This is a genomic window from Pantoea sp. AG702 (genome assembly GCF_003182295.1).
In the GTDB taxonomy this organism is placed as follows: Bacteria; Pseudomonadota; Gammaproteobacteria; order Enterobacterales; family Enterobacteriaceae; genus Pantoea; species Pantoea ananatis.
In genome coordinates this window covers 667725-691670 of sequence record NZ_QGTU01000002.1, presented here as the reverse complement: position 1 = coordinate 691670, position 23946 = coordinate 667725, and the positions used below count along the sequence as shown (strand labels likewise).

23 protein-coding genes are annotated in these 23946 nt (G+C 53.5%); 8 read left to right on the top strand and 15 right to left on the bottom strand.

Annotation, left to right across the window (positions count from 1 at the left end):
- Window positions 1–336 precede the first annotated feature (336 nt).
- Window positions 337–897 carry a D-glycero-beta-D-manno-heptose 1,7-bisphosphate 7-phosphatase gene (gmhB, locus tag DFO57_RS09495; protein ID WP_041930709.1) on the bottom strand — a complete coding sequence of 187 codons (561 nt, stop codon included), beginning with the start codon at window positions 895–897 and terminating at the stop codon, window positions 337–339.
- Window positions 898–1085: 188 nt separating this feature from the next.
- Here gmhB and metN point away from each other — a divergent pair, with 188 nt between their 5' ends.
- From metN to proS, 6 genes are all read left to right on the top strand, one after another.
- Entirely contained in the window at window positions 1086–2117 is a 1032-nt protein-coding gene (metN, locus tag DFO57_RS09490; RefSeq protein ID WP_020693764.1) for a methionine ABC transporter ATP-binding protein MetN, read from the top strand.
- Complete coding sequence (locus DFO57_RS09485; protein WP_013024713.1) at window positions 2110–2763, top strand: methionine ABC transporter permease MetI; 654 nt, start codon at window positions 2110–2112, stop codon at window positions 2761–2763. Before metN ends, DFO57_RS09485 begins: the two co-directional genes overlap by 8 nt.
- 29 nt (window positions 2764–2792) lie before the next feature.
- A complete protein-coding gene (locus DFO57_RS09480; RefSeq protein ID WP_014592975.1) occupies window positions 2793–3608 on the top strand; it encodes a MetQ/NlpA family lipoprotein in 816 nt (271 codons plus the stop codon).
- A gap of 126 nt (window positions 3609–3734) precedes the next feature.
- Window positions 3735–4133, top strand: coding sequence for an Rcs stress response system protein RcsF (gene rcsF / locus DFO57_RS09475; RefSeq protein WP_014592974.1), 399 nt, complete (start codon window positions 3735–3737; stop codon window positions 4131–4133).
- Window positions 4130–4834 carry a tRNA (N6-threonylcarbamoyladenosine(37)-N6)-methyltransferase TrmO gene (tsaA, locus tag DFO57_RS09470; protein ID WP_013024710.1) on the top strand — a complete coding sequence of 235 codons (705 nt, stop codon included), beginning with the start codon at window positions 4130–4132 and terminating at the stop codon, window positions 4832–4834. The genes rcsF and tsaA overlap by 4 nt, the downstream gene beginning before the upstream one ends.
- 88 nt (window positions 4835–4922) lie before the next feature.
- Window positions 4923–6641: a proline--tRNA ligase gene (proS, locus tag DFO57_RS09465; protein WP_013024709.1), complete on the top strand. Its 1719-nt coding sequence runs from the start codon at window positions 4923–4925 to the stop codon at window positions 6639–6641.
- 117 nt (window positions 6642–6758) lie between these two features.
- Here proS and arfB read toward each other — a convergent pair whose 3' ends face one another.
- Complete coding sequence (gene arfB, locus DFO57_RS09460) at window positions 6759–7169, bottom strand: alternative ribosome rescue aminoacyl-tRNA hydrolase ArfB (RefSeq protein ID WP_013024708.1); 411 nt, start codon at window positions 7167–7169, stop codon at window positions 6759–6761.
- Between the two features lie 217 nt (window positions 7170–7386).
- Between arfB and DFO57_RS09455 the strand changes: the two genes are divergently transcribed.
- Window positions 7387–7587 (top strand): YaeP family protein, encoded by a 201-nt coding sequence (locus tag DFO57_RS09455; RefSeq protein ID WP_014606545.1) that lies wholly within the window; start codon window positions 7387–7389, stop codon window positions 7585–7587.
- Entirely contained in the window at window positions 7574–7834 is a 261-nt protein-coding gene (rof, locus tag DFO57_RS09450; RefSeq protein WP_013024706.1) for a Rho-binding antiterminator, read from the top strand. Before DFO57_RS09455 ends, rof begins: the two co-directional genes overlap by 14 nt.
- Window positions 7835–7871: 37 nt before the next feature.
- Here rof and DFO57_RS09445 read toward each other — a convergent pair whose 3' ends face one another.
- From DFO57_RS09445 to bamA, 13 genes are all read right to left on the bottom strand, one after another.
- Window positions 7872–8180 (bottom strand): cytochrome c, encoded by a 309-nt coding sequence (locus tag DFO57_RS09445; protein ID WP_013024705.1) that lies wholly within the window; start codon window positions 8178–8180, stop codon window positions 7872–7874.
- Window positions 8180–9487 carry a tRNA lysidine(34) synthetase TilS gene (gene tilS, locus DFO57_RS09440; RefSeq protein WP_013024704.1) on the bottom strand — a complete coding sequence of 436 codons (1308 nt, stop codon included), beginning with the start codon at window positions 9485–9487 and terminating at the stop codon, window positions 8180–8182. Before tilS ends, DFO57_RS09445 begins: the two co-directional genes overlap by 1 nt.
- A 47-nt stretch (window positions 9488–9534) precedes the next feature.
- Window positions 9535–9924, bottom strand: coding sequence for a VOC family protein (locus tag DFO57_RS09435; RefSeq protein ID WP_013024703.1), 390 nt, complete (start codon window positions 9922–9924; stop codon window positions 9535–9537).
- Window positions 9925–9953: 29 nt separating this feature from the next.
- Window positions 9954–12101, bottom strand: coding sequence for a lysine decarboxylase LdcC (locus DFO57_RS09430; protein WP_019106450.1), 2148 nt, complete (start codon window positions 12099–12101; stop codon window positions 9954–9956).
- A gap of 121 nt (window positions 12102–12222) precedes the next feature.
- On the bottom strand, window positions 12223–13179 hold the full coding sequence (gene accA / locus DFO57_RS09425; RefSeq protein WP_013024701.1) for an acetyl-CoA carboxylase carboxyl transferase subunit alpha: 957 nt from the start codon (window positions 13177–13179) through the stop codon (window positions 12223–12225).
- Window positions 13180–13191: 12 nt separating this feature from the next.
- Entirely contained in the window at window positions 13192–16674 is a 3483-nt protein-coding gene (dnaE, locus tag DFO57_RS09420; protein WP_014592968.1) for a DNA polymerase III subunit alpha, read from the bottom strand.
- Window positions 16675–16702: 28 nt separating this feature from the next.
- The gene (gene rnhB / locus DFO57_RS09415) at window positions 16703–17329 is read right to left on the bottom strand and encodes a ribonuclease HII (protein ID WP_110015296.1); all 627 of its coding nucleotides are present in this window, start codon (window positions 17327–17329) and stop codon (window positions 16703–16705) included.
- Complete coding sequence (lpxB, locus tag DFO57_RS09410; RefSeq protein WP_013024698.1) at window positions 17322–18470, bottom strand: lipid-A-disaccharide synthase; 1149 nt, start codon at window positions 18468–18470, stop codon at window positions 17322–17324. Before lpxB ends, rnhB begins: the two co-directional genes overlap by 8 nt.
- A gap of 3 nt (window positions 18471–18473) precedes the next feature.
- Window positions 18474–19262, bottom strand: a complete 789-nt coding sequence (gene lpxA, locus DFO57_RS09405; protein WP_013024697.1) for an acyl-ACP--UDP-N-acetylglucosamine O-acyltransferase — start codon at window positions 19260–19262, stop codon at window positions 18474–18476.
- Between the two features lie 3 nt (window positions 19263–19265).
- Entirely contained in the window at window positions 19266–19721 is a 456-nt protein-coding gene (fabZ, locus tag DFO57_RS09400) for a 3-hydroxyacyl-ACP dehydratase FabZ (protein ID WP_006117769.1), read from the bottom strand.
- A 152-nt stretch (window positions 19722–19873) separates the two neighbouring features.
- Complete coding sequence (gene lpxD / locus DFO57_RS09395; RefSeq protein ID WP_064373233.1) at window positions 19874–20899, bottom strand: UDP-3-O-(3-hydroxymyristoyl)glucosamine N-acyltransferase; 1026 nt, start codon at window positions 20897–20899, stop codon at window positions 19874–19876.
- Between the two features lie 3 nt (window positions 20900–20902).
- A complete protein-coding gene (locus DFO57_RS09390) occupies window positions 20903–21403 on the bottom strand; it encodes an OmpH family outer membrane protein (RefSeq protein ID WP_014606549.1) in 501 nt (166 codons plus the stop codon).
- A 96-nt stretch (window positions 21404–21499) separates the two neighbouring features.
- On the bottom strand, window positions 21500–23911 hold the full coding sequence (gene bamA / locus DFO57_RS09385) for an outer membrane protein assembly factor BamA (protein WP_014592965.1): 2412 nt from the start codon (window positions 23909–23911) through the stop codon (window positions 21500–21502).
- Window positions 23912–23946: the final 35 nt, after the last annotated feature.

Sequence of the window (23946 nt, the reverse complement as noted above, 5' to 3'; positions counted from 1 at the left end):
TCGTGAGGCTTTGATATTTTTTACGTCCGGAGACGCTGATATCAATCCTGCGAGTGCCCACACAGATTGTCTGATAAATTGTTAAAGAGCAGTGCGAACAGCGGGTTAACCGTCTGTCGCGAGGTGGCGTATATTACGCTTTCCTCCTTCAGAGTCAACCTCTTTTTCAGAAGTTTTTCTCCGGCGGAAACTCCTGGGAGCCTCCTGCTGAACACCGCGTTACGTAAGCCGTTGTGCCGTGTCAGTGGAGGCGCATTATAGGGAAGCTTTCACAGAGCGCAAGTGCAAATTTGAACTTTTTTGCTGTTCGTCTGAAATTTGCACAAAGGGGCTGTTTTACGCGCTTTTAATACGGGCAGGTAACTCGGCAAGACTCTTTATTACCCAGTCAGCCAGCGCTTCACCTTCAGCCGTGACCGGCTTACCGCTGCGCACAAGGACTTTCTTACCTACGCCGGCGGCCTCGGCGGCTTGCATATCTTCCAGTTTGTCACCCACCATATAAGAGGCCGCCATATCGATGTGCAACTCTTGTTGCGCGGACAGTAACATTCCGGGCTGAGGCTTACGGCAGTCACACTGCTGGCGATATTCTTCAACCGTCGCGTCGGGAAGGTGCGGGCAGAAATAGATCCCATCAAGGTCGATATCCCGATCGGCCAGCGACCAGTCCATCCACTCGGTAAGCCGCATAAACTGATCTTCGCTAAACATACCGCGAGCAATACCAGACTGGTTAGTCACGACAACCAACGCAAAGCCCATCTTCTTTAATTGTTGCAATGCTTCAATGACGCCATCAATAAACTGGAAATTATCGATTTCGTGGACGTAGCCGTGATCAACATTGAGGGTGCCATCGCGATCGAGAAAAATGGCCGGGACTTTATTCGTCACGTAAAAACTCCTGCTATAAAAATTGCCGATCAGTATCGCACGATTGCGATTAAAGGGAGAATGTCTGATTGAATCACTTCCATTGATTTAGACGTCTGGATGCCTTACCATCCATCCAGCTTATGCATGCTTTCAGTGATGAGAGCACACCAGACCACGGACAATGCAAGACGATAATAAATAACGTAATGATTAAATTAGAAAATATTACCAAAGTGTTCCAGCAAGGTTCGCGATCGATACAGGCATTATCGAATGTCAGCCTGCACGTACCTGCCGGGCAAATCTATGGCGTCATCGGTGCATCCGGTGCCGGTAAAAGCACGCTCATTCGTTGCGTGAATCTGCTTGAACGCCCGACTTCCGGCCGCGTGCTGGTTGACGGTGCAGACTTAACGGCGCTGGGCGAACGGCAACTGACTCAAGCCCGCCGTCAGATCGGCATGATTTTCCAGCACTTTAACCTGATGAACTCACGCACGGTTGCGGGCAACGTTGCGCTGCCGTTAGAGCTGGGTCAGCTCTCTCGTGAGGAAATTAAAAAGCGTGTGACCGAGCTGCTGGATCTGGTCGGCCTGGCTGATAAACACGACGCCTGGCCAGCCAATCTTTCCGGTGGTCAGAAACAGCGCGTCGCTATCGCGCGTGCGCTGGCAAGCAACCCTAAAGTCCTTCTGTGTGATGAAGCCACCAGCGCGCTCGATCCGGCAACAACCCGTTCGATTCTTGAATTGCTCAAAGATATTAACCGTCGTCTTGGCCTGACCATTCTGCTGATTACGCATGAGATGGATGTCGTAAAACGCATCTGCGATCAGGTCGCAGTGATAAGCCAGGGCGAGTTAATTGAAAAGGACAGCGTGAGCGAAGTCTTCTCGCATCCTAAAACGCCGCTGGCACAACAGTTTATCCAGTCAACGCTGCACCTGGATATTCCGGACGATTATCAACAGCGCCTGTCACCTGAAGCAGGCCCAGAGAGCATGCCCTTACTGCGTATGGAATTCACCGGGCAGTCTGTCGATGCACCTTTACTCTCTGAAGCCGCGCGTCGTTTCAATATCAACAACAACATTATTAGTGCGCAGATGGATTATGCCGGCGGTGTGAAGTTCGGCATCATGCTGGCGGAAATTCACGGCAGCGAAAGCGATACACAGGCCGCGATTCAGTGGCTGCAGGAACATCACGTAAAAGTAGAGGTACTAGGTTATGTCTGAAGCGATGATTGCGTTGCTGGGGCGCGGCGTGTGGGAAACGTTGATGATGACCTTTGTCTCTGGCTTTTTCGGTTTCGTACTGGGATTACCGGTAGGCGTCCTGCTATATGTGACCCGTCCGGGTCAGATTCTGGAAAACAAAGGTTTGTATCGGGTGCTGTCGGCGCTGGTCAACATCTTCCGCTCTATTCCCTTTATTATCCTGCTGGTCTGGATGATTCCGTTTACCCGCATCATTGTTGGCACCTCTATTGGCTTGCAGGCCGCCATTGTGCCACTGACCGTGGGTGCGGCGCCCTTTATTGCCCGTATGGTTGAGAACGCCCTGCTGGAACTGCCAACCGGACTGATCGAAGCGTCACGCGCCATGGGTGCCACACCGATGCAAATCGTGCGAAAAGTGCTGCTGCCCGAAGCCCTGCCCGGCCTCGTCAATGCGGCCACCATCACGTTGATTACGCTGGTCGGCTACTCTGCAATGGGCGGAGCCGTGGGCGCGGGCGGTCTGGGACAGATTGGCTACCAATACGGTTATATCGGATATAACGCGACAGTGATGAATACGGTATTAGTGTTATTAGTCGTTTTGGTGTATCTCATACAATTCTGTGGCGACCGCATCGTGCGTGCTGTGTCCCATAAATAAGCAAGCAATATCACTATTAAGGAAAGGATATGTCTTTCAAATTTAAAAAAATTGCCGCTGTGGGTGCATTAATTGGCGCGATTGCGCTGGCAGGATGCGATCAAAAAGCCAAAGATCCAAACCACATTAAAGTGGGCGTGATTGTCGGCGCAGAACAGCAGGTTGCGGAAGCGGCGGCTAAAGTCGCTAAAGACAAGTATGGCCTGGATGTTGAGCTGGTCACCTTTAACGACTACGTGCTGCCTAACGAAGCACTGAGCAAAGGTGATATTGATGTGAATGCCTTCCAGCATAAACCGTATCTGGATCAACAAATCAAAGATCGTGGTTACAAGCTGGTATCCGTTGGTAACTCTTTCGTTTATCCGATTGCGGGCTACTCGAAAAAGATCAAATCACTCGACCAACTGCAGGACGGCGCGCAGGTTGCCATTCCTAATGACCCAACTAACCTTGGTCGTTCGCTGCTGCTGCTGCAGAAAGTGGGCCTGATTAAGCTGAAAGACGGTGTGGGCCTGCTGCCAACCTCACTGGATATCGTTGAGAATCCAAAACATCTGAAGATTGTTGAGCTGGAAGCGCCACAGCTGCCACGTTCACTGGACGATCAGCAAATCGCACTGGCGGTCATCAACACGACTTACGCCAGCCAGATCGGCCTGACACCGGCGAAAGATGGCATCTTTGTTGAAGATAAAGACTCACCGTACGTGAACCTGATTGTTGCGCGTGAGGACAATAAAGACGCAGAAAACGTGAAAAAATTCGTGCAGGCTTATCAGTCTGACGAGGTCGCGGATGCGGCGAACAAAGTCTTTAACGGTGGTGCAGTTAAAGGCTGGTAATTCAGCCTCCCATCTCTCCTCAGGGCGGCTTATAGCCGCCCTTTCTGATATTGCGCTTTGCTGACTTGTTATTTATCCGTGTCCTTGTTTCAATAACGCCACTTTTTGAAACTTGAGGATGTTGCCATGCGTTTTTTACCGCTCTGCTTGTTAGCATTGATGCTGACAGGGTGTGTTCGAGAGTACCACCCAATAAGCAGCGCACCTTCTCATCCGCAGCAATCCAGCGAACCGACACGTAAGCCAACGTATCGTCCCGCGCCTGTTAAGGTTTACACCGATGCGGCCGATCTGGTGAGCAAACCCTTCCGCGATTTAGGCGAAGTGTCCGCTGAAGATTGCCAGGTGAGCAATCAGAGCTCCCCCCCAAATATCGCTACCGCACGTAAACGTATGCAGATTAAAGCGTCACAGATGAAAGCCAATGCTGTACTGCTGCATAAATGTGAAATCGTCAGCAGCACACCGGGCTGTTACCGTCAGGCTGTTTGTCAGGGATCGGCGTTGAAAGTCACCAGTCAATGAGTGAATTCGCCTTTGCGCAAATCGGCGTGATACGTTCACCCTGGAAAGAGAAGTTCGCCGTGCCGCGTCAGCCTGGGCTGGTACAGGACGGCGGCGGCGAACTGCATCTTTTGCCGCCTTATAACCAGGCGGATGCCGTGCGCGGTCTGGAAGACTTCAGCCACCTCTGGATTCTGTTTGTTTTTCATCAGACCATGGAAGGCGGCTGGCGCCCTACCGTACGGCCTCCACGGCTGGGCGGTAACGCGCGCATGGGCGTTTTTGCCACCCGCTCCACCTTTCGCCCCAATCCCGTCGGCATGTCGCTGGTTGAGCTCAAAGGCATTCGCTGCGAGAAGCAGCAGGTCATTCTGCAACTGGGCAGCCTGGATTTAGTGGACGGTACGCCGGTTGTCGATATCAAACCCTACCTGCCTTTTGCCGAGGCCCTGCCCGAAGCGCGCGCCGGTTTCGCGCAGGCCGCGCCGGAAAGCACTATGCCGGTCCGGTTTTCAGCGCTTGCCCAACAGCAGTTGCAACAGCACGCCCGCTATCCGCATCTGGCACGCTTTATCAGCGACGTTCTCGCTCAGGATCCGCGGCCCGCTTACCGTAAAGGTGAAATCCAGGACAGGGAATATGCCGCCTGGCTAATGGAGTTTAACGTGCGCTGGCGCATTGATGACGCAGGGACGGAAGTCGTGGCTATCGATCCGCGTTAAAACCCGCTTTTTAGCCAGTGATCTCACTGGTACACTAGCCGCCAGCAAATTTTGTCTGTGAATTTCCGATCAACTGGAATCGTAATCAATGCGTACTACTCAATATCTGCTCTCTACTCAGAAAGAGACACCTTCTGACGCGGAAGTGATCAGCCACCAGCTGATGCTGCGTGCCGGGATGATCCGTAAACTGGCTTCAGGCTTATATACTTGGCTGCCAACCGGACTGCGCGTATTAAAAAAGGTCGAAAACATCGTCCGTGAAGAAATGAACAATGCCGGTGCCATTGAGATTTCAATGCCTGTGGTGCAACCCGCCGATCTGTGGCAGGAGAGCGGTCGTTGGGAACAGTACGGTCCAGAGCTATTGCGCGTTGCCGATCGCCATGAGCGCCCGTTTGTGCTCGGTCCGACGCACGAAGAAGTGATCACCGATCTGATTCGTAATGAGCTGAGCTCCTACAAACAGCTGCCGCTGAATCTGTATCAAATCCAGACTAAATTCCGTGATGAAGTGCGCCCGCGCTTTGGCGTAATGCGTTCGCGTGAATTCATCATGAAGGATGCTTACTCCTTCCATACTTCTCAGGAATCGCTGCAGGAAACCTATGACGCGATGTATCGCGCCTACAGCCAGATTTTCAATCGTATGGGGCTGGATTTCCGTGCAGTGCAGGCTGATACCGGCTCAATTGGTGGTAGCGCATCTCACGAATTCCAGGTGCTGGCGCAGAGCGGTGAGGATGACGTGATTTTCTCAACGGCGTCTGACTTCGCCGCCAACATTGAATTTGCTGAAGCCGTCGCGCCCGCGGGCGATCGTCCTGCGCCTGCAGAAGAGATGCGTGAGGTGGATACGCCGAATACCAAAACCATCGCAGAACTGGTGAGCCAGTTCCAGCAGCCGATTGAGAAAACCGTGAAAACCCTGATGGTGAAGGGCGCAGAAGAAAGCGGTCACGCGTTGGTGGCGTTGCTGGTTCGCGGCGATCACGAACTGAACGAAATCAAGGCAGAGAAATCGCCTCTGGTTGCTTCTCCGCTGACCTTTGCCACCGAAGAAGAGATCCGCGCAGCGGTTGGTGCGGGTCCTGGTTCGCTCGGCCCAGTGGGGCTGAATATGCCAGTTATCGCAGACCGTACCGTGGCGAAGATGAGCGATTTTAGTGCCGGTGCCAACATTGAGGGTAAACACTATTTCGGCATCAACTGGGAACGCGATCTGCCAATGGCGCAGGTAGCCGATCTGCGTAACGTCGTGGAAGGTGACCTGAGCCCGGATGGCAAAGGTACGTTGCAGATTAAACGTGGTATCGAAGTCGGCCACATTTTCCAGCTGGGCACCAAATACTCTGAAGCGATGAAAGCCTCCGTACAGGGCGAAGACGGTCGTAACCAGATCATGACCATGGGCTGCTACGGCATCGGCATCACCCGCGTGGTTGCGGCGGCCATCGAGCAGAACCATGACGACCGCGGCATCATCTGGCCTGCTGCGCTGGCGCCGTTCGAAGTGGCGATTCTGCCGATGAATATGCAGAAATCGTTCCGCGTGAAAGAGTTAGCGGAAGAGCTGTACAACACGCTGCGCGCCAAAGGCGTAGAGGTGATTCTGGACGATCGTAAAGAGCGTCCGGGCGTGATGTTTGCGGATATGGAGCTGATTGGCGTACCGCACACCATCGTGATTGGCGATCGCAATCTTGATAATCAGGAGATTGAGTATAAAGCCCGTCGTGCCGGTGAGAAGCAGATGATCAAGCAGGATGAGATTGTCGAATTTCTGCTTAACGCGCTTAACAAGTAACCGCACTATAACGCCCCTTTAAGGGGCGTTTTTTTTGCTGAATAACGCGCGGCTATCAGGCTTGTTCCCGCATTCTGCCCCTGTCTGACTTGTCATAACGCCCCATGCACATGCCCCTTATTGCACCTTACCGCGCAGCGCTTTGGTATTGCTGCGCCGTGACTTGCCTTCCAGCCTACGCTCTTTCGAGGCGCGCGTAGGTCGTGTTGAGCGCCGGACTTTCTCTACCGTGGTAAGTTCGCGGATCAGGTTGACCAGCCGCTGCAGTGCCGCCTCCCTGTTCATCTCCTGACTCCGGTACTCCTGCGCCTTGATGATCACGGTTCCGTCACCGGTAATTAAATGGTGGCTGGCATTTAGCAGTCGCTCTTTATAGAACGGTGGCAAGGACGAGGCAGCAATGTCGAAACGTAGATGAATGGCGGTGCTGGTTTTATTCACATGCTGACCGCCAGAACCCTGCGCCCGAATAGCCGTCAGTTCAATTTCACTGTCCGGCAGCTCAACGTTGCGTGACAGCATAATCATCTGTCACCTGCCTGCGTACAGTACGCGTTTTTTTGTATGGGGCTATCCATTCACTGAACCTTTCGTGCTTTATCCTGAGTCGTCTTAGACGGCGTAGCCAGCTACTTTAGCAGTGATTTGCGCGCGGTTCCTGTTTTTGCCTGGCTGATTTTCTGGAAATGCCTGTGATATAGTCGCTAATCAACCAGAGTGTTTCTGCTCTGCTGAGGAGGTGCCTGTGCAAAAATATTGTGAGTTAGTTCGCCAAAAATATGCCGAAATCGGCAGCGGAGATCTGGGATATGTACCCGATGCCATTGGCTGCGCCTTAAAAGCGCTGGATGATATTGCCGCGAATGTTGCGCTAAACGCTTCTCTCAGGGAACAGGCGGCCTATGCCGCCGCAAACTTATTGGTGAGCGACTATGTTGATGAATGAAGCTTATAAACCCATCAATTGCGATGACTACGATAATCTGGAACTCGCCTGCCAAAAAAACTGGATGCTGTCGCTGGAGTTAAAAGACGGTGAACAGCTTAAGGCCAAAGCCAAAGATATTCTTTCACGTAAAAACGTTGAATATCTGGCGATTGACCTTTCCGGTGAAACGCGCGAGTTACGCCTCGATCACATTGCCAGCTTCAGCCATCCTGAACTCGGCACCGTTGTTGTCAGCGAAGAGTAATTCACTTCCCGTCGGGCGGGATGCACTCCCGCCCACCTCATTCAGGTTTCAACGAACTGTAATAGGCGGCTAAATTCGCCATATCCTCATCATTTAAGCCTGCCACAAATGCCTTCATGACTTCAGCCTGTCCCCCGCTTCGTTCCCCTTTCTTATAGGCCTGTAATGCCTGGTTAAGATAGGCCGCATTTTGGCCAGCCAGATTGGGATAGAGAGGCGTGGTTGCTTTACCCTGTGCCCCGTGGCAGGCCATACAGGCGGCCGCGCGTTGCTCACCCGCGTTCACATCGCCTGCGGCGTGGACCGGTAAAACAGTTATCAGCAGCAAGGCTGCTATGCGTTGCATTATTCCGGCTCTCCCGTCGTTTTCTGCCAGTTGACTTGCCAGCCAGCGGCATCCTCGCTGGCACCTTCGCGGGTAACAAACAGCCCGGGCGCGCAAATCAACGTCTGATTAAAATAAATTAATGGAATACGCGCGCGTTGCCAGGGCGGGATATTCAGCCTCTGCCAGATTTTTTTTATATCTCGTCCGCCTGGGCGATTCACGATATGCACATAGCCTGTTGCGTGAAACCGCACGAATACCTGCTCCTGCGGTTGTGGGCAGCGAAGCGTACTCGTGCTTTTTTCGGCCGTCAGTACGCCCAGGTTTTGTGGCAAATGCAGAGGTTGTTCGACGTCATTCCAGGCGATTTCACAGTCAGCTAAAGAGGCGCTGAGCGGCAAGTGGTAAAGCTGCTGCCGGTAGCGACGGATCTCGTGGTTGCCCAGCTTCAGGCGCGGCTGCGCATCTTCACGGCACAACATGATCTCCTGACGGATTCGACGTAATGCTTCGCGCGACGGCATTTTCTCGCCCTGAGCGGCCAGCCAGCGACGCAGCAGGGCGTTGCCTTTTACCTCACTCATGGTCAGCAAAGGTGTGAAGCACAGGCTACCGTCGGGTTGAATAAGCTCGCTAAGCGGCTCAGCCAGTAACTCATCCAGCAGTTGCTCCTGCTCGCCACACAAGGCGGCACTGCGCGCCGACGCCTCGGCAAAATGCGGCCAGCGGCGCAGAACCGTCGGCAACAGCTGCTGACGCAGAAAGTTTCGGTCATAGCGCTGATCCTGATTGCTTTCATCTTCAACCCAGACCAGTTGATGCGCCTCGGCATACTGCTCCAGGCTCAGGCGGGAATGGTTTAACAAGGGTCTGAGTAAGGCATGTCCGGCAAACGTCGTCGCCGCCGGCATGGCCGCCAGGCCCGCCGGGCCGCTGCCGCGCTTCAGCGCCAGGAGCAGCGTTTCACACTGATCGTCCAGATGCTGCGCGGTTAGCAGCTTTTCATCCGCGCACAGCGCCTGCCCCAGAGCCTGATAGCGCACCTGCCGCGCTGCCGCTTCAATGCCTTGTCCCTGATCCGTTACCTGCACACGCAGGACTTCACAAGGAATCTGCCACCGTTCGCACAGGCACAGGCAGTGCGCTGCCCAGCTATCGGCATTCGGGCTGAGGCCATGATGCACATGCAGCGCACGCAGCCGTGACTGCGGGCGCGCTTGCTGCCAGGCCCGCAGTTGATGAAGCAGAACGGTAGAATCCAGACCACCGCTGAACGCCACGACCAGCGCGTCATTTTCCTTTAACAGTGCGTCAAAATCAGACATGTTCTCAATCCATACCGCGGCCAGTGGAGTCGCCCAAAGCCGCCATTTTACGCCTGATAGAGTTCCAGCGGCAAACCATCCGGATCGGCAAAGAACGTGCAGGGCTTTCCGGTTAGCTCATCGATGCGGATCGCTTCACATATCACGCCCTGCGTTGCCAGATAGCGCATCGCCGCTTCAACGTCCGGCACGCTGAAGGCCAGATGACGCAGGCCACAGGCTTCCGGTTGACTGACGCGTGCGGGCGGTTTGGGAAACGAAAACAGCTCAATCGTATACTGACCGTTCAGTGCCAGATCCCCTTTCCACGAATCACGCGCTTCACGATAGTGTTCGCTTTGCAGTTCAAACCCCAGAATGTCGCAGTAAAACGCTTTGCTGCGCGAATAGTCTGATGCAATGATCGCGATATGATGGATGTGCGTTAGCTGTAGCATCGTTGCTTCCTGTTAAACATGACGTCCTGTTAGCCGGCCTGTTTCAGCACACGTACCCGATATTCCCCCTCTTCGGTGAGGATCGCGCCGTGAATATCCGTCTCAAAGCCAGGATAGTGGCGTCCAATGCTACACAGCATTAACAGGAAGTCGAGTACGGCGCGGCTTTGTTCTGTGATCATTTCACCAGGCATCACCAGAGGAACGCCCGGAGGATAAGGCAGGATCATGTTGGCAGAGATGCGGCCCACCAGCTCATTGATGTTCACGGTTTCAATATTGCCCTTCACCTGTTGCTGAAAAGCCTGATGCGGCGTCATTTTCATCTCGGGCAACACGTCAAACGCCTTCAACATGAGCCGCGGTAAATCATGTTGCTGGATAAGACGGTGGATCCCCTGCGCCAGCGCCTGAATACGCATGTTGCGATAAAAATCGGGATCCTCCGCATAGAGATCCGGCAACATATTTTTGACCCGGAGATTGAGATCGTAGGCGCGCTTAAATTCCGTTAACCCTCGCAGCACGCTCATCGCTTTGGTTTTATCAATGCCGATACTAAACAGGAATAACAGATTGTAAGGGCCGGTTTTTTCAACCACGATGCCGCGCTCATCCAGGAACTTCGCCACCAGCGCCGCCGGAATGCCCTCTTCCGCCATCACGCCCAGCTCGCTCATGCCGGGTGTCAGGATCGTTACCTTGATCGGATCAAGATACATGTGGTCGCGATCGGCCTGGGTGAATCCGTGCCAGTCCTCTTCCCCCGGCTGTATCGGCCAGCACTGGGCTTCATCAACGTGTTCAGGCTGCCAGATATCAAAAAACCAGCTGTCGCACTCTTCTCGCAACCGCTGTATCTCACGACGGAAATGCAGGGCGCGTTCCACTGACCGGTTAATGAGCCTTTTGCCCGGATTTCCCCGCAGCATCGCCGCCGCTGTCTCAATGGATGAGACGATGGCATAGTTCGGTGAGGTGGTGGTGTGCATCATGTAGGCTTCATTAAACGTCTGCTCGTCATAGTCGCCTTTAATATGAATCAGCGAAGCCTGGGAAAAAGCCGCCAGCAGTTTATGGGTGGACTGCGTTTCATAGAAGACTTTACCCGGCACCCGCTCACCGCTCATGCCGCTTTTCCCCTCATAGATGGGATGAAAGTTGGTATAGGGAACCCAGGCAGAATCAAAGTGGATCGACGGCACCTCAAGGGTTTGCTTGATGTACTGAGTGTTGTAGAGCAAACCGTCGTAGGTCGAATTGGTAATCACCGCATGTACCGGCCAACTGGCGCGCGGCGTGACCGCCACTTTTTGCTCGATGCTGGCACGGGTGAACTCTTTTTGCGGAATACCGCCCAAAATACCCAATGCGTTGCGTGTTGGCTTGAGCCAGATGGGGATCAAATCGCTCATCATCAACAGATGCGTGAGCGACTTATGGCAGTTGCGGTCCACCAGAATCGTGCTGCCTGCCGGGGCAGCATACATTCCGACGATTTTATTCGAGGTCGAGGTGCCGTTGGTCACCATGTAGCTCTGTTCCGCACCAAAAGTGCGGGCGATATACTCCTCGGCTTCCAGATGCGGCCCTGTGTGGTCCAGCAGCGATCCCAGTTCCGTTACCGAAATCGAGATATCCGACTTCAGCGTATTGGCACCAAAAAAGTCATAGAACAAGCAGCCGACCGGGCTTTTCTGGAAGGCCGTACCGGCCATATGGCCAGGGGTACAGAAGGTGTATTTCCCCTCTTTCACATAGGTAAACAACGCTTTGGTCAACGGCGGCGTGATGTTGTCGAGGTAGTCATCTGTGTACTGTCGGATGTGAAGAGCAATATCGTCGGCGGCATTCAGAGCATATTCAAAGAAATGCAGTGGCATACGCATTTCATTAATACTGATATCCATCTGGGAATGGGTATTGATAAAGGCATACAGCGGCAGGTATTCATTAAGCTGATTGATTTCACCACACAGCTCCGGGCTGTTGTGTTCATCCCAGTCAAAAATGACGCCGCTGATACGGGGATTGTGTTCAATGAGTTTTAGCAGATCGTCATTGTTTTTCGGCCGGATGAGTTGAAAACCTTGCTGACTCAGCGCGACTTCCAGTTCGCGCAAGGGTTCATCTTTGTAAAACACGCCATGCGCGCCCATGATCGCCAGAATATTCAATGCACATCTCCCTGATTGTTGAGGCATTAAGTAAGCATAGCGAATGATGCCACTCAACTGCAGTCAGATTAATGGCATAAAAAAAGCGGACCGAAGTCCGCTTTATCGTCATGAAGCACAATCAGGCGTAGCCGTAGCTCATCAGACGTTGATAACGGCGATCGAGCAGTTCTTCGGTGCTGAGCCCTTCCAGATCTGCCAGATCGGCCAGCAGTTGCTGTTTCAGCGACTGCGCCATTTCGACAGGATGACGATGCGCCCCGCCCAGTGGCTCAGGGATAACCGAGTCAATCAGCTTCAGCTCTTTCAGACGCGGCGCGGTAATACCCATCGCTTCGGCTGCCAGAGGCGCTTTATCGGCGCTTTTCCACAGAATAGAGGCACAGCCTTCCGGAGAGATAACAGAGTAAGTGCTGTACTGCAGCATGTTAACTTTATCACCCACACCAATGGCCAGCGCACCACCGGAACCGCCTTCACCGATGACCGTACAGATCACAGGCACCTTCAGACCGGACATTTCCCGCAGATTACGGGCAATAGCCTCAGACTGACCACGCTCTTCCGCACCAACGCCAGGATAAGCGCCAGGCGTGTCGATAAAGGTCAGGATTGGCATCTTGAAACGCTCAGCCATTTCCATCAGGCGCAGCGCTTTGCGATAGCCTTCTGGTGCTGGCATGCCAAAATTACGGCGAATCTTCTCTTTGGTTTCACGTCCTTTCTGGTGACCAATGATCATGACCGGGCGACCATCAAGGCGCGCAATCCCGCCCACAATGGCTTTGTCATCCGCATAAGCACGGTCACCCGCCAGCTCATCGAAATCGTCAAAGGCATTGCGCACGTAATCAAAGGTATAAGGACGTAGCGGATGGCGTGCCAGTTGTGCAATTTGCCATGCGCCCAAATCGGCGAAGATTTTACGGGTCAGCTCAACGCTTTTCTCGCGCAGTCGCTTCACTTCTTCGTCGAGATTGACGTGTTTATCGTCCTGACGACCAATCGAGGTTAGCGAATCAATCTTCGCTTCCAGTTCTGCAATTGGCTGTTCAAAATCCAGGTAATTAAGACTCATAATGTTCCTGTTTTAGTCAAACTCCAGTTCCACCTGCTCCGATCCAATTAACGACCGCAAATCGTTGAGTAAACGATCGCTGGGCGAAATTCGCCACGCTGCACCAAAGCGTAGCTTCGCTCGCGCGTCGGCTCTCTGATAGTAGAGATGCACTGGAATTGTCCCTGAACGATGAGGTTCCAGGGACTGACGGAGTCGGTTTAATAGCTGGTCATCAATTTGCCTGTCCGTCAGCGAGATAGCAAGTCCACGGGCGTATTTTTCGCGCGCTTCGTCGATGTCCATGACTTCCCGGGCGGTCATTTTAAGCCCACCACTGAAGTCATCAAAGCTGACCTGTCCGCTGACGATCAGGATACGGTCTTTCTCCAGCAGTTGCTGGTATTTATCTAACGCATCGGTAAATAACATGACTTCGAGACGGCCGGAACGATCGTCAAGTGTACAAATACCAATTCGGTTGCCGCGTTTGGTCACCATTACACGCGCAGCAATCACCAGACCTGCCGCAACGGTAATCTTACCACGATCGGTAGGATGCATATCTTTCAAACGCATCCCGCCAACGTAACGCTCAATTTCTTTTAAATACTGATTAATAGGATGGCCGGTAAGATACAACCCAAGGGTTTCTCGTTCACCATCCAACTGCACCTGTTCCGGCCAGGGCGTCACGCTGGCATAGGACTGTTCTACCTGTTCAGGCTCGTCGGCCAGTACGCCAAACATGTCCGCCTGGCCGATCGCTTCGGCTTTCGCATGCTGATCCGCCGCCTTCAGCGCATCGTTAAGGGCGCTCATTAAGGCAGCGCGGTGTGGGCCGAGACGATCAAAGGCACCTGACATGATCAGTTTTTCCATGACCCGACGGTTGATCTTTTTGGTATCGGTGCGCGCGCAGAGATCGAACAGCTCCCGGAAATAACCGCCCTCGTTACGCGCATCGATGATCGCTTCGATCGGCCCTTCACCGACGCCTTTAATGGCGCCGATGCCGTAAACGATCTCGCCCTCATCATTGACGTGGAACTGATACAGGCCCGAGTTAATATCCGGCGGCAGGACCTTTAGCCCCATGCGCCAGCACTCATCCACCAGGCCAACCACTTTTTCCGTGTTATCCATATCCGCCGTCATGACCGCAGCCATAAATTCGGCCGGATAATGCGCTTTCAGCCACAGCGTTTGATAGGACACCAGCGCATAAGCCGCAGAGTGCGATTTGTTAAAACCGTATCCGGCAAATTTCTCTACCAGATCGAAGATTTTCATCGACAGTTCGCCGTCGATGCCCATGCTTTCAGCGCCGTCTTTAAATACGGAGCGCTGCTTGGCCATCTCTTCGGGTTTCTTTTTACCCATGGCGCGACGCAGCATATCCGCCCCGCCGAGCGTATAGCCAGACAGGACCTGGGCGATCTGCATCACCTGTTCCTGATACAGGATAATGCCGTAGGTCGGCTCGAGAACCGGCTTCAGGCTTTCATGCTGCCACTGGATATCAGGATAGGAGATGGCTTCCCGACCGTGCTTACGGTCGATAAAGTTATCCACCATGCCCGACTGCAACGGGCCAGGGCGGAACAGCGCCACGAGGGCGATCATGTCTTCAAAGCAGTCAGGTTTCAGACGCTTGATCAGATCTTTCATGCCGCGCGATTCAAGCTGGAAAACCGCCGTGGTTTCCGCGCGCTGCAGCATATCAAAGCTTTTCTTGTCTTCAAGCGGAATGGTGGCGATATCGATCGGCGGCAACCCCTGCTTTTCACGGCGCGGGTTAATCATCTTCAGTGCCCAGTCGATAATGGTCAGCGTACGCAGCCCCAGGAAGTCAAACTTCACCAGGCCGGCATATTCCACATCATTTTTATCAAACTGCGTCACCGGATACTGGCCGTTTTCGTCACAGTACAGTGGCGCAAAATCGGTAATTTTGGTGGGCGCAATCACTACTCCACCCGCGTGCTTACCGGCGTTTCGCGTAACACCTTCCAGCTTGCGCGCCATATCAATTAGCGCTTTGACTTCCTCATCGGCCTCATAAATTTCAGGCAGTTGCGGCTCTGCAGCAAAGGCTTTTTCCAGCGTCATGCCCGGATCGGGCGGCACCAGCTTTGAAATACGATCGACAAAACCATAGGGATGGCCCAGAACGCGTCCCACGTCACGAATGACCGCCTTAGCCGCCATGGTGCCGAAAGTAATAATCTGAGACACCGCTTCGCGGCCGTACATGTCGGCCACGTGTTCAATCACCTGGTCACGTTTCTCCATGCAGAAATCGACGTCGAAGTCGGGCATGGAAACACGTTCTGGGTTCAGGAAACGTTCGAACAGCAGGTCGAACTCCAGCGGATCAAGGTCAGTGATCTTGAGCGCATAGGCGACTAAGGATCCCGCACCAGAACCACGGCCCGGCCCAACCGGCACGCCGTTATCTTTCGACCACTGGATAAACTCCATCACGATCAGGAAGTAGCCAGGGAACCCCATCTGGTTAATAACGTTGAGTTCCACTTCCAGACGTTCATCGTATTCCGGCCGCTTTTCGGCCCGTACGGCTTCGTCCGGAAACAGCATCGCGAGGCGCTCTTCCAGCCCCTCGCGGGATTTCATCACCAAAAAGTCTTCGGTGGTCATATCCCCTGTCGGGAACTGGGGCAGAAAGTACTCACCCAGCCGGACCGTGACGTTACAACGCTTAGCAATCTCTACGCTGTTTTCCAGCGCTTCCGGGATGTCCGCGAACAGCTCGCACATCTCCTCTTCGCTGCGCATGTATTGCTGAGGACTGTAATGGCGAGGACGTTTCGGATCGTCGAGCGTGTAACCATCATGAATGGCAACGCGGATCTCGTGGGCGTCGAAATCTTCTTCATTGATGAAGCAGACTTCATTCGTGGCAACAACGGGGATCCCTTCTGCAATCGCCAGCTCAACCGCCGCATGCAGATAGCTCTCCTCATCAGGACGACCGGTACGGACCAGCTCCAGGAAGTAGCGATCGGCGAAATGCTGTTGATAGAAAGCCAGGCAGTCAGACACCAGCGCGCTGTTACCTCGTAGCAGGCTGCGGCCAACATCCCCTCGACGGCCCCCGGACAGCAGAATCAGTCCTTCCTGCAGTTCGGCCAGCCAGTCGCGATCGATAATCGGGCCAGCAATACCGTAACCCCGTTGGTAAGCACGGGAAATCAGCAGTGTCAGATTCTGATAGCCGGTATTATTTGCCGCCAGCACGGTAATCTGGGTCAGTTCATCGCCCATCAACTCGCTGGCAACGTTAAAATCTGCCCCGATAATCGGTTTAACCCCTGCCCCGTGCGCACCGCCGTAAAATTTCACCAGCCCGCAAAGGTTGGTGAAGTCGGTAATCGCGATGGCTGGCATACCCAGCGCAGCCGCTTTCTTGATCAACGGGCCGGTTTTCGCCAGGCCGTCGACCATGGAATAGTCGCTGTGTACGCGCAGATGTATAAAACGGGGTTCGGCCATATCAGTTTCCGGTTAAAACAGGTTCGGATTAGCGCAGCGTGGTCAGGCTGCTCGCCAGTACATCGGCATCAATCAGCGCATTACGCACCGGCGCAAAGCTGCTGCGGTGATGAGGGGTTGCACCGTACTGCGTCAATTTTTCCATGTGTAACGCCGTAGGATAACCTTTATGCTGCGCAAAACCATACTGCGGAAACAACAAATCCAGCTCTGCCATTTCACGATCGCGCGTGACCTTGGCGATGATGGAGGCGGCACTGATTTCGGCGACCAGGCTGTCGCCCTTCACCACCGCCAGAGAAGGCATCGGCAACGCCGGACAGCGATTGCCGTCAATCAGCACAAAGTCTGGCGTGATGGACAGGCCAGCGACCGCGCGCTGCATCGCCAGCATCGTGGCGTGCAGGATATTAAGATTGTCGATCTCGTCCGGTTCTGCGCGCCCCAGGCTCCAGGCGAGCGCTTTCTCTTTGATTTGATCAAACAGCGCGAGACGGCGTTTTTCTGACAGTTTTTTGGAGTCTGCCAGGCCGGGAACAGGATTCGCGGGATCGAGGATCACGGCGGCGGTCACAACGGCCCCGACTAATGGCCCGCGCCCGACTTCGTCCACCCCGGCAATACAACCGGCGGCAGGATAGATAAAATCAGCCATTGGCAAGCTCCAGCACCGCATCTGCGGCTTGTTCGTCAGCGTTCCAGCGGATCTGCTGGTGCAGTTCATAAAAGGTGTTCAGCAGCGTTTCACGTTCACGACTGGCATGCAGCAACGGATCCAGCGCCGCGGCCAGCGCCTCAGGCTGACATTCATCCTGCAACAGCTCTTTGACCAGTTCGCGCCCGGCCAGCAGATTCGGCAAAGAGACGTAATCCGTTTTGACCAGTCGTTTAGCCAGCCAGAAGGTAAACGGCTTCATGCGGTAGCCAACCACCATCGGGCATTTTGCCAGCATGCACTCCAGCGCCGCCGTTCCCGAAGCCAGTAGCGCAGCATCACTTGCCACCATGGCTTCCCTGCCCTGACCATCCAGCAGGTGCATCGGCAGCTCAGGCGCGACCTCCGCTTTAATTTTTTCAAACTGTTCGCGGCGCTTAGCGTTAACCAGGGGCACGACAATTTCCAGCGCCGGATAGTGCGTACGCAGACGCTGTGCGGTTTTAAGGAAATCCGCACTCAGCATTTCGACTTCGGCACCCCGGCTGCCGGGAAGCAGTGCCAGACAGAGCGCGTGCTCGTCTATGCCAAGATGGCGGCGAGCGGCGGCCTTGTCGGGCTGTAACGGCATGGCATCCGCCATGGTATGACCAATAAAGCGACAGGGAACGTTGAAACGGTCGTAGAAGGCTTTTTCAAACGGCAGAAACGCCAATACCAGATCGGTATTGCGGCCGATTTTAAAGACGCGCTTTTGTCGCCAGGCCCAGACAGAGGGGCTGACGTAATGAATGGTGCGAATGCCTGCGCGTTTGAGATGGCCTTCCAGCGTGATGTTGAAATCCGGCGCATCAATACCGACAAAGACGTCAGGCTGAAGCGCGGTAAAGCGCTGCGTAAGATCGCGACGTATACTTAATAAACGCCGTAACCGCCCCAGCACCTCCACAATGCCCATCACCGCCAGCTCTTCCATCTCGTACCAGGCTTCGCAACCTTCGGCCTGCATTAGCGGACCCGCGACGCCAACAAAACGGGCATCAGGATGACGCGCTTTTAATGCCCGAATCAGGCCTGCGCCAAGGATATCGCCAGAGGTTTCTCCGGCGACCAGGGCAATCGTAAGGGGACGCGCTGACATGAATTAGCGAATTAATCCACGAGTTGAACGAGCAAAGAAATCAAAGAAAGGCTGCACTTCGCTGTGCTGCTGAGCAATCGCCTCGATTTCCGGTTTGACTTCATCCAGCGTTCTGCCGCTGCGATAAAGTAACTTGTAGGCGTTGCGGATAGCGTGCAGTGCTTCTTTGCTGAAGCCACGGCGCTTCAGGCCTTCAATGTTGATACCGAATGGCGTGGCATGGTTGCCTTGCGCAATGACATAGGGCGGCACATCCTGAGCCACGCCTGAACAACCACCAACCATCACATGTGCGCCAATGGTGCACCACTGGTGCACGGCCGTCATGCCGCCAATAATGGCGAAATCGTCGACAGTGACATGGCCGCCTAGTGTCGCATTGTTGGCCATAATGCAGCGGTTGCCAATGACACAGTCATGCGCGATATGGACGTTAACCATTAACAGATTGTCACTGCCGACAACCGTGACATTTGTGCCCTGAGTCGTGCCACGATGAATGGTCACGCTTTCACGAATACGGTTACGATCGCCAATGTCAACACGGGTGGGTTCACCCGCGTATTTCAGATCCTGATTCACTTCACCGATAGAAGCAAACTGATAGATCTGGTTGTCTTTACCGATACGCGTATGGCCGTTTACCACCACGTGTGACTTAAGGACGGTTCCCTCACCAATCTCGACATTCGCCCCGACAAAACAGAAAGGACCAATATGAACGCCGGGGCCGATAACAGCCCCGTCTTCGATAACTGAACTGGGATGGATGTTGGCGGTTGGATCAATCACGAGTTATGCCTCCCGGCTACGGGCACACATCATGGTCGCTTCACAGACGATTTTACCGTCGACAGTCGCTACGCCATTGAAGCGAGTCAGACCACGGCGGGTTTTCTCGAAGGTCACTTCCATAATCATTTGATCGCCCGGTACGACCGGACGCTTGAAACGGGCATTATCAATGCCAGCAAAATAATAAAGCTCGCCTGGCTCCAGTTTACCCACGCTTTTAAATGCCAGAATGCCGGTGGCCTGTGCCATCGCTTCCAGAATCAGAACGCCGGGAAAAATCGGTTTACCAGGGAAATGCCCCTGGAAAAACGGCTCGTTAAAGGAGACATTCTTTACGGCGCGCAGATATTTGTTTTCTTCAAAATCCAGCACGCGATCTACCAGCAGAAACGGATAACGGTGCGGCAGCAGCTCTAAAATCTCTTCAATTTGCAGAGTATGAGTTTCAGTAGTCAAAATACTCTTCCTGTCCTAAAAATCTGATGACATCAATAACACGGCCTGCACCGATCATCATGATCGTTGGCAGGCCGCAAATAGGTTCCGTGGCGCCTGGCTTCCCTGCTTAACACTGTTATTATGAAAGCCGGTCTGTCATGGGATGGCGTCTAGTCGTCTTTGCCGACTTTCCGCTCGATTGCTTTTAAGCGTTTGCTTAGTTCATCGATATTCATCACCAACGCTGCAGTTTTGCGCCAGGTTTTGTTGGGCTGTAATGGAATGCCTGAGGAGTATACACCAGGTTCTGTTATCGGACGCATAACCATGCCCATGCCGGTTACGGTTACTTTGTCACAGATTTCCATATGGCCATTAATGACGCTGGCACCGCCAATCATACAATAACGACCAATTTTCAAACTACCCGCCATGATCACACCGCCAGCAACCGCAGTATTGTCGCCAATAAACACGTTGTGAGCAATCTGACATTGGTTATCTATGATAACACCATTGCCGATCAGAGTGTTATCCAGCGCACCACGATCGATGGTGGTACAGGCACCGATTTCGACCCGATCGCCAATGATGACCGAACCCAACTGCGGGATTTTCACCCAGTTGCCACGATCGTTAGCATAACCGAACCCATCTGAACCTATCACCGTGCCGGACTGAATCAGACAATCCTGACCAATCTGCACCTCATGGTAAACCGAGACGTTAGCCCATAAACGCGAGCCGTTGCCGATACGGGTTTTTTTGCCAACAAAACAGCCTGGGCCGATGACCACGTTGTCACCGAGTACCACGTCGGACTCAATAACGGCATTGGCGCCGATGGACACATTCTCACCCAGTCTGGCGCTGGAATCGATTACGGCGCTCGGCGCAATGTGCTGCGCAGGCTGCGGCGTCGTATCCAGTAACTGCGCCATTCGCGCATAGGTAAGATAGGGGTTTTTAACAACCAGCGCGGCGGTTTTACACCACTCCAGATCCGCTTCCGTCAGCACCACGGCTGAAGCCTGGATCAGGGCGAGCTGCTCGCGGTAACGGCTGTTGGCAAGAAACGTGATTTGACCAGTGGTGGCGGATTGCATAGAAGCAATGCCGGAGATGACGATATCGCCATCTCCGTGCAATTCTGCATCCAACTGCTGGGCTAAATCAGCCAGTCGAATTGATGACATCGATTATTTAACCTGCTTCGCAACTTCATCGGTGATGTCTTTAACATCAGAACCCGAATACAGCACAGCCTGAGAATTCAGCACCAGGTCATAGCCGCCGCTTTTGGCAACCGACTGAACAGCAGTCTGGATTTTTTCCAGCAGCTTGTTACGCTCCTGAACCTGACGGGTCTGGTTGTCTTTCTCAAACGCGTCGGCTTTTGCCTGGAAAGCATTACGCTCAGAGTCAATCTGCTTCTCTTTCTTGCTGCGCTCGCTCGCCTTCATGGTTGGCGCGTTACGCTGCAGATCCTGCATTTCCTGCTGGATTTTGTCGTGCTGAGAACGGAGTTCTGCCGCGCGGCCCTGGAATTCACTCTCGAGCTGCTTGGTGATAGTCGCGCGCTGAGGTGATTTCTGGAAAACCTGGCTCAGATCCACAGTTGCGACTTTATCCGCCGCCTGTGCGCCAGCAGAAGCAGCCAATGCAACACCCAGAGTAACTGCACATAACAACTTTTTCACTATAAACTCCTTACCCTCAACATGTATGTTTGCAGCGTGGAGCATAGCAATGCCCCACGTGTGCAAGCTAATTTTTTAACATCCCTGTATAGAACATTACCAGGTTTTACCAATGTTAAACTGGAACTGCTCTGACTTATCTCCCTCAACTTTCTTAACCGGCTGGGCATAGGAGAAGACTAACGGCCCCAGCGGTGACATCCACTGTAAAGACACACCGGTCGAAACGCGAATGTTGTTCGGATCGCTGTAGTCAGGAATACCGGCAGCGCGCGTCTCCGCCGTGTTCTGCCATTTAGTATCCCAGACCGTACCCGCATCCACAAACAGCGAAGTGCGGACGGAATTCGAATATTTCTCACTCAGGAACGGTGTTGGCGTGATCAGCTCAAGGCTGGCAATCGCCATCGCGTTACCCCCGATTGCATCGCTCGACTTACAGATACCGTTCGGATCGCTCAGGTTACAGTATGACGAACCATTGTTCAGGTAAGCGGCTTTCGGACCGATGGTATTGGACTGGAACCCGCGCACGGTACTCGAACCGCCGGCGTAGAAGTTCTCATAGAACGGCATCTCTTTACCGCTAATGCCGTCACCGTAGCCCACACGACCGCGACCTAATACAACCCAGGTATGATCTTTATTGATCGGAACATACTGCTGGCTGTCCAGGGTCATTTTGTAGAACTGGTTATCTGAACCTGGAATCGTGACTTTGCCGTTCAGGTTAGTACGGTTACCTGAGGTGGCAAAGAAACCACGGTCGAGCGTGTTATAGGTCCAGCCATAGTTAAAGGTGAAGTCGTCAGCAGAGAAGTCGCCGTTGCTGTTCAACTGCTGTGGCTTACCGACCGAGTCAAGATAACGCCACATCGCAACCTGTGGACGCATGTCTGACAGGTCGTTATGGACATAGCCCAGACCGACGCGCAGCGAGTTGTTCTCGTTGATTGGGAAGCCCAATGTACCGTCTGTACCGTAACTTCTGTTGGTATAGCCGGAGAGATCGGCGTTGCTGGCCTTAAAGTTGTTGTAGAACACCCGGCCGCCCAGACTCACACCGTCAACGGTAAAGTAGGGATCGGTCAGGGAGAATTCTGCATAGGTCTGGTAATCGTTTTTAGTGCCGCTAATCCCCACGGTATTACCGGTGCCGAGCCAGTTATCCTGGGTAACACCGACCTGGAAACTCACGCCACTTTCTGTACCGTAGCCGACGCCAAAGTTAAAGGTACCGGTATTGCGTTCTTTAACTTTATAGACCACGTCAACCTGGTCAGGTGAGCCGGGAACGCGCTGCGTATCCACGTCAACGGTTTCAAAATAGCCCGTACGATTCAGACGCTCTTTGCCCTGATCGACCAGGTCGCTGCCCAGCCAGGCGCCTTCCATCTGACGCATTTCACGACGCAGTACGGCATCTTTTGATGTATCGTTTCCTTCGAAGCGCACTTTACGCACGTAGTAGCGGTTACCCGCATCGACGTTGATGTGCAGCTTAACGGTTTTATCCGCATCGTTAATTTCAGGCTGTGTCACAACACGTGGATAGGCATAGCCGTAGCGACCCAGCAGTTTCTTAATGTCATCTTCCATCGACGTGACTTTCGTGCCGTTATACAGCTCGCCCGCCGGAATTTTGGTCAGATGTTCGATTTCGGCCGAATGACCCGCCATGCTGCCGTTAACGATTACGCCAGCAATCTTGTACTGATCGCCTTCGGTAATGTTCACGGTGATGTAGATGCCTTTCTTATCCGGCGTCAGGCTGACCTGGGTCGAATCAATGTTGAAACGCGCATAACCCCGATCCAGATAGAAGCTGCGCAGGGTTTCAAGGTCGCCCGCCAGTTTCTGCTTCTGGTATTTACGGTCGCCCACCACGTTCCACCACGGCACTTCGTCACGCAACTGGAAGCGGGAAATGAGCTCGTCGGAGCTAAAAGCTTTGTTACCGACGATATTGATCTGCTGAATTTTGGCAGAAACACCTTCGGTAAACACCAGTTTCAAATCGACGCGGTTACGCGGCAGCGGTGTGACTACGGCTTTAACGCTGGCGGTGTATTTGCCCACGCTGTAGTAGAAGTCTTCCAGGCCCTTCTCAATCGAAGAGATGGTGGTGCGGTCCAGCGCTTCGCCGACGCGCACGCCTGAGGCTTCAAGGTTTTGTTTGAGCTGATCGTCTTTAACCGCTTTGTTACCGCTGAAGGTAATGCTGGCGATGGTGGGACGTTCTTTGACCTGAACAATCAGCGTATTACCATCTCGCAGGACCTGAACATCCTCAAAGTTGCCAGTTGCGAACAGGGAGCGAATGGTATTTCTGACGTCATCGTCATTCACCGTATCGCCAACCCGAACTGGCATGCTCAGCAGAGCCGCGCCGACGGCGACTCGCTGCAGCCCTTCGAAATGAATGTCCTTCACCACGAAATCGTCTGCACCGTAAACGGTGGCGCTGCTAAACAGCAGCGACGCTATGAGCAACTTTTTCATCGCCATCGTTATTATGCGTTTTCCTAACACATCCCACGTAA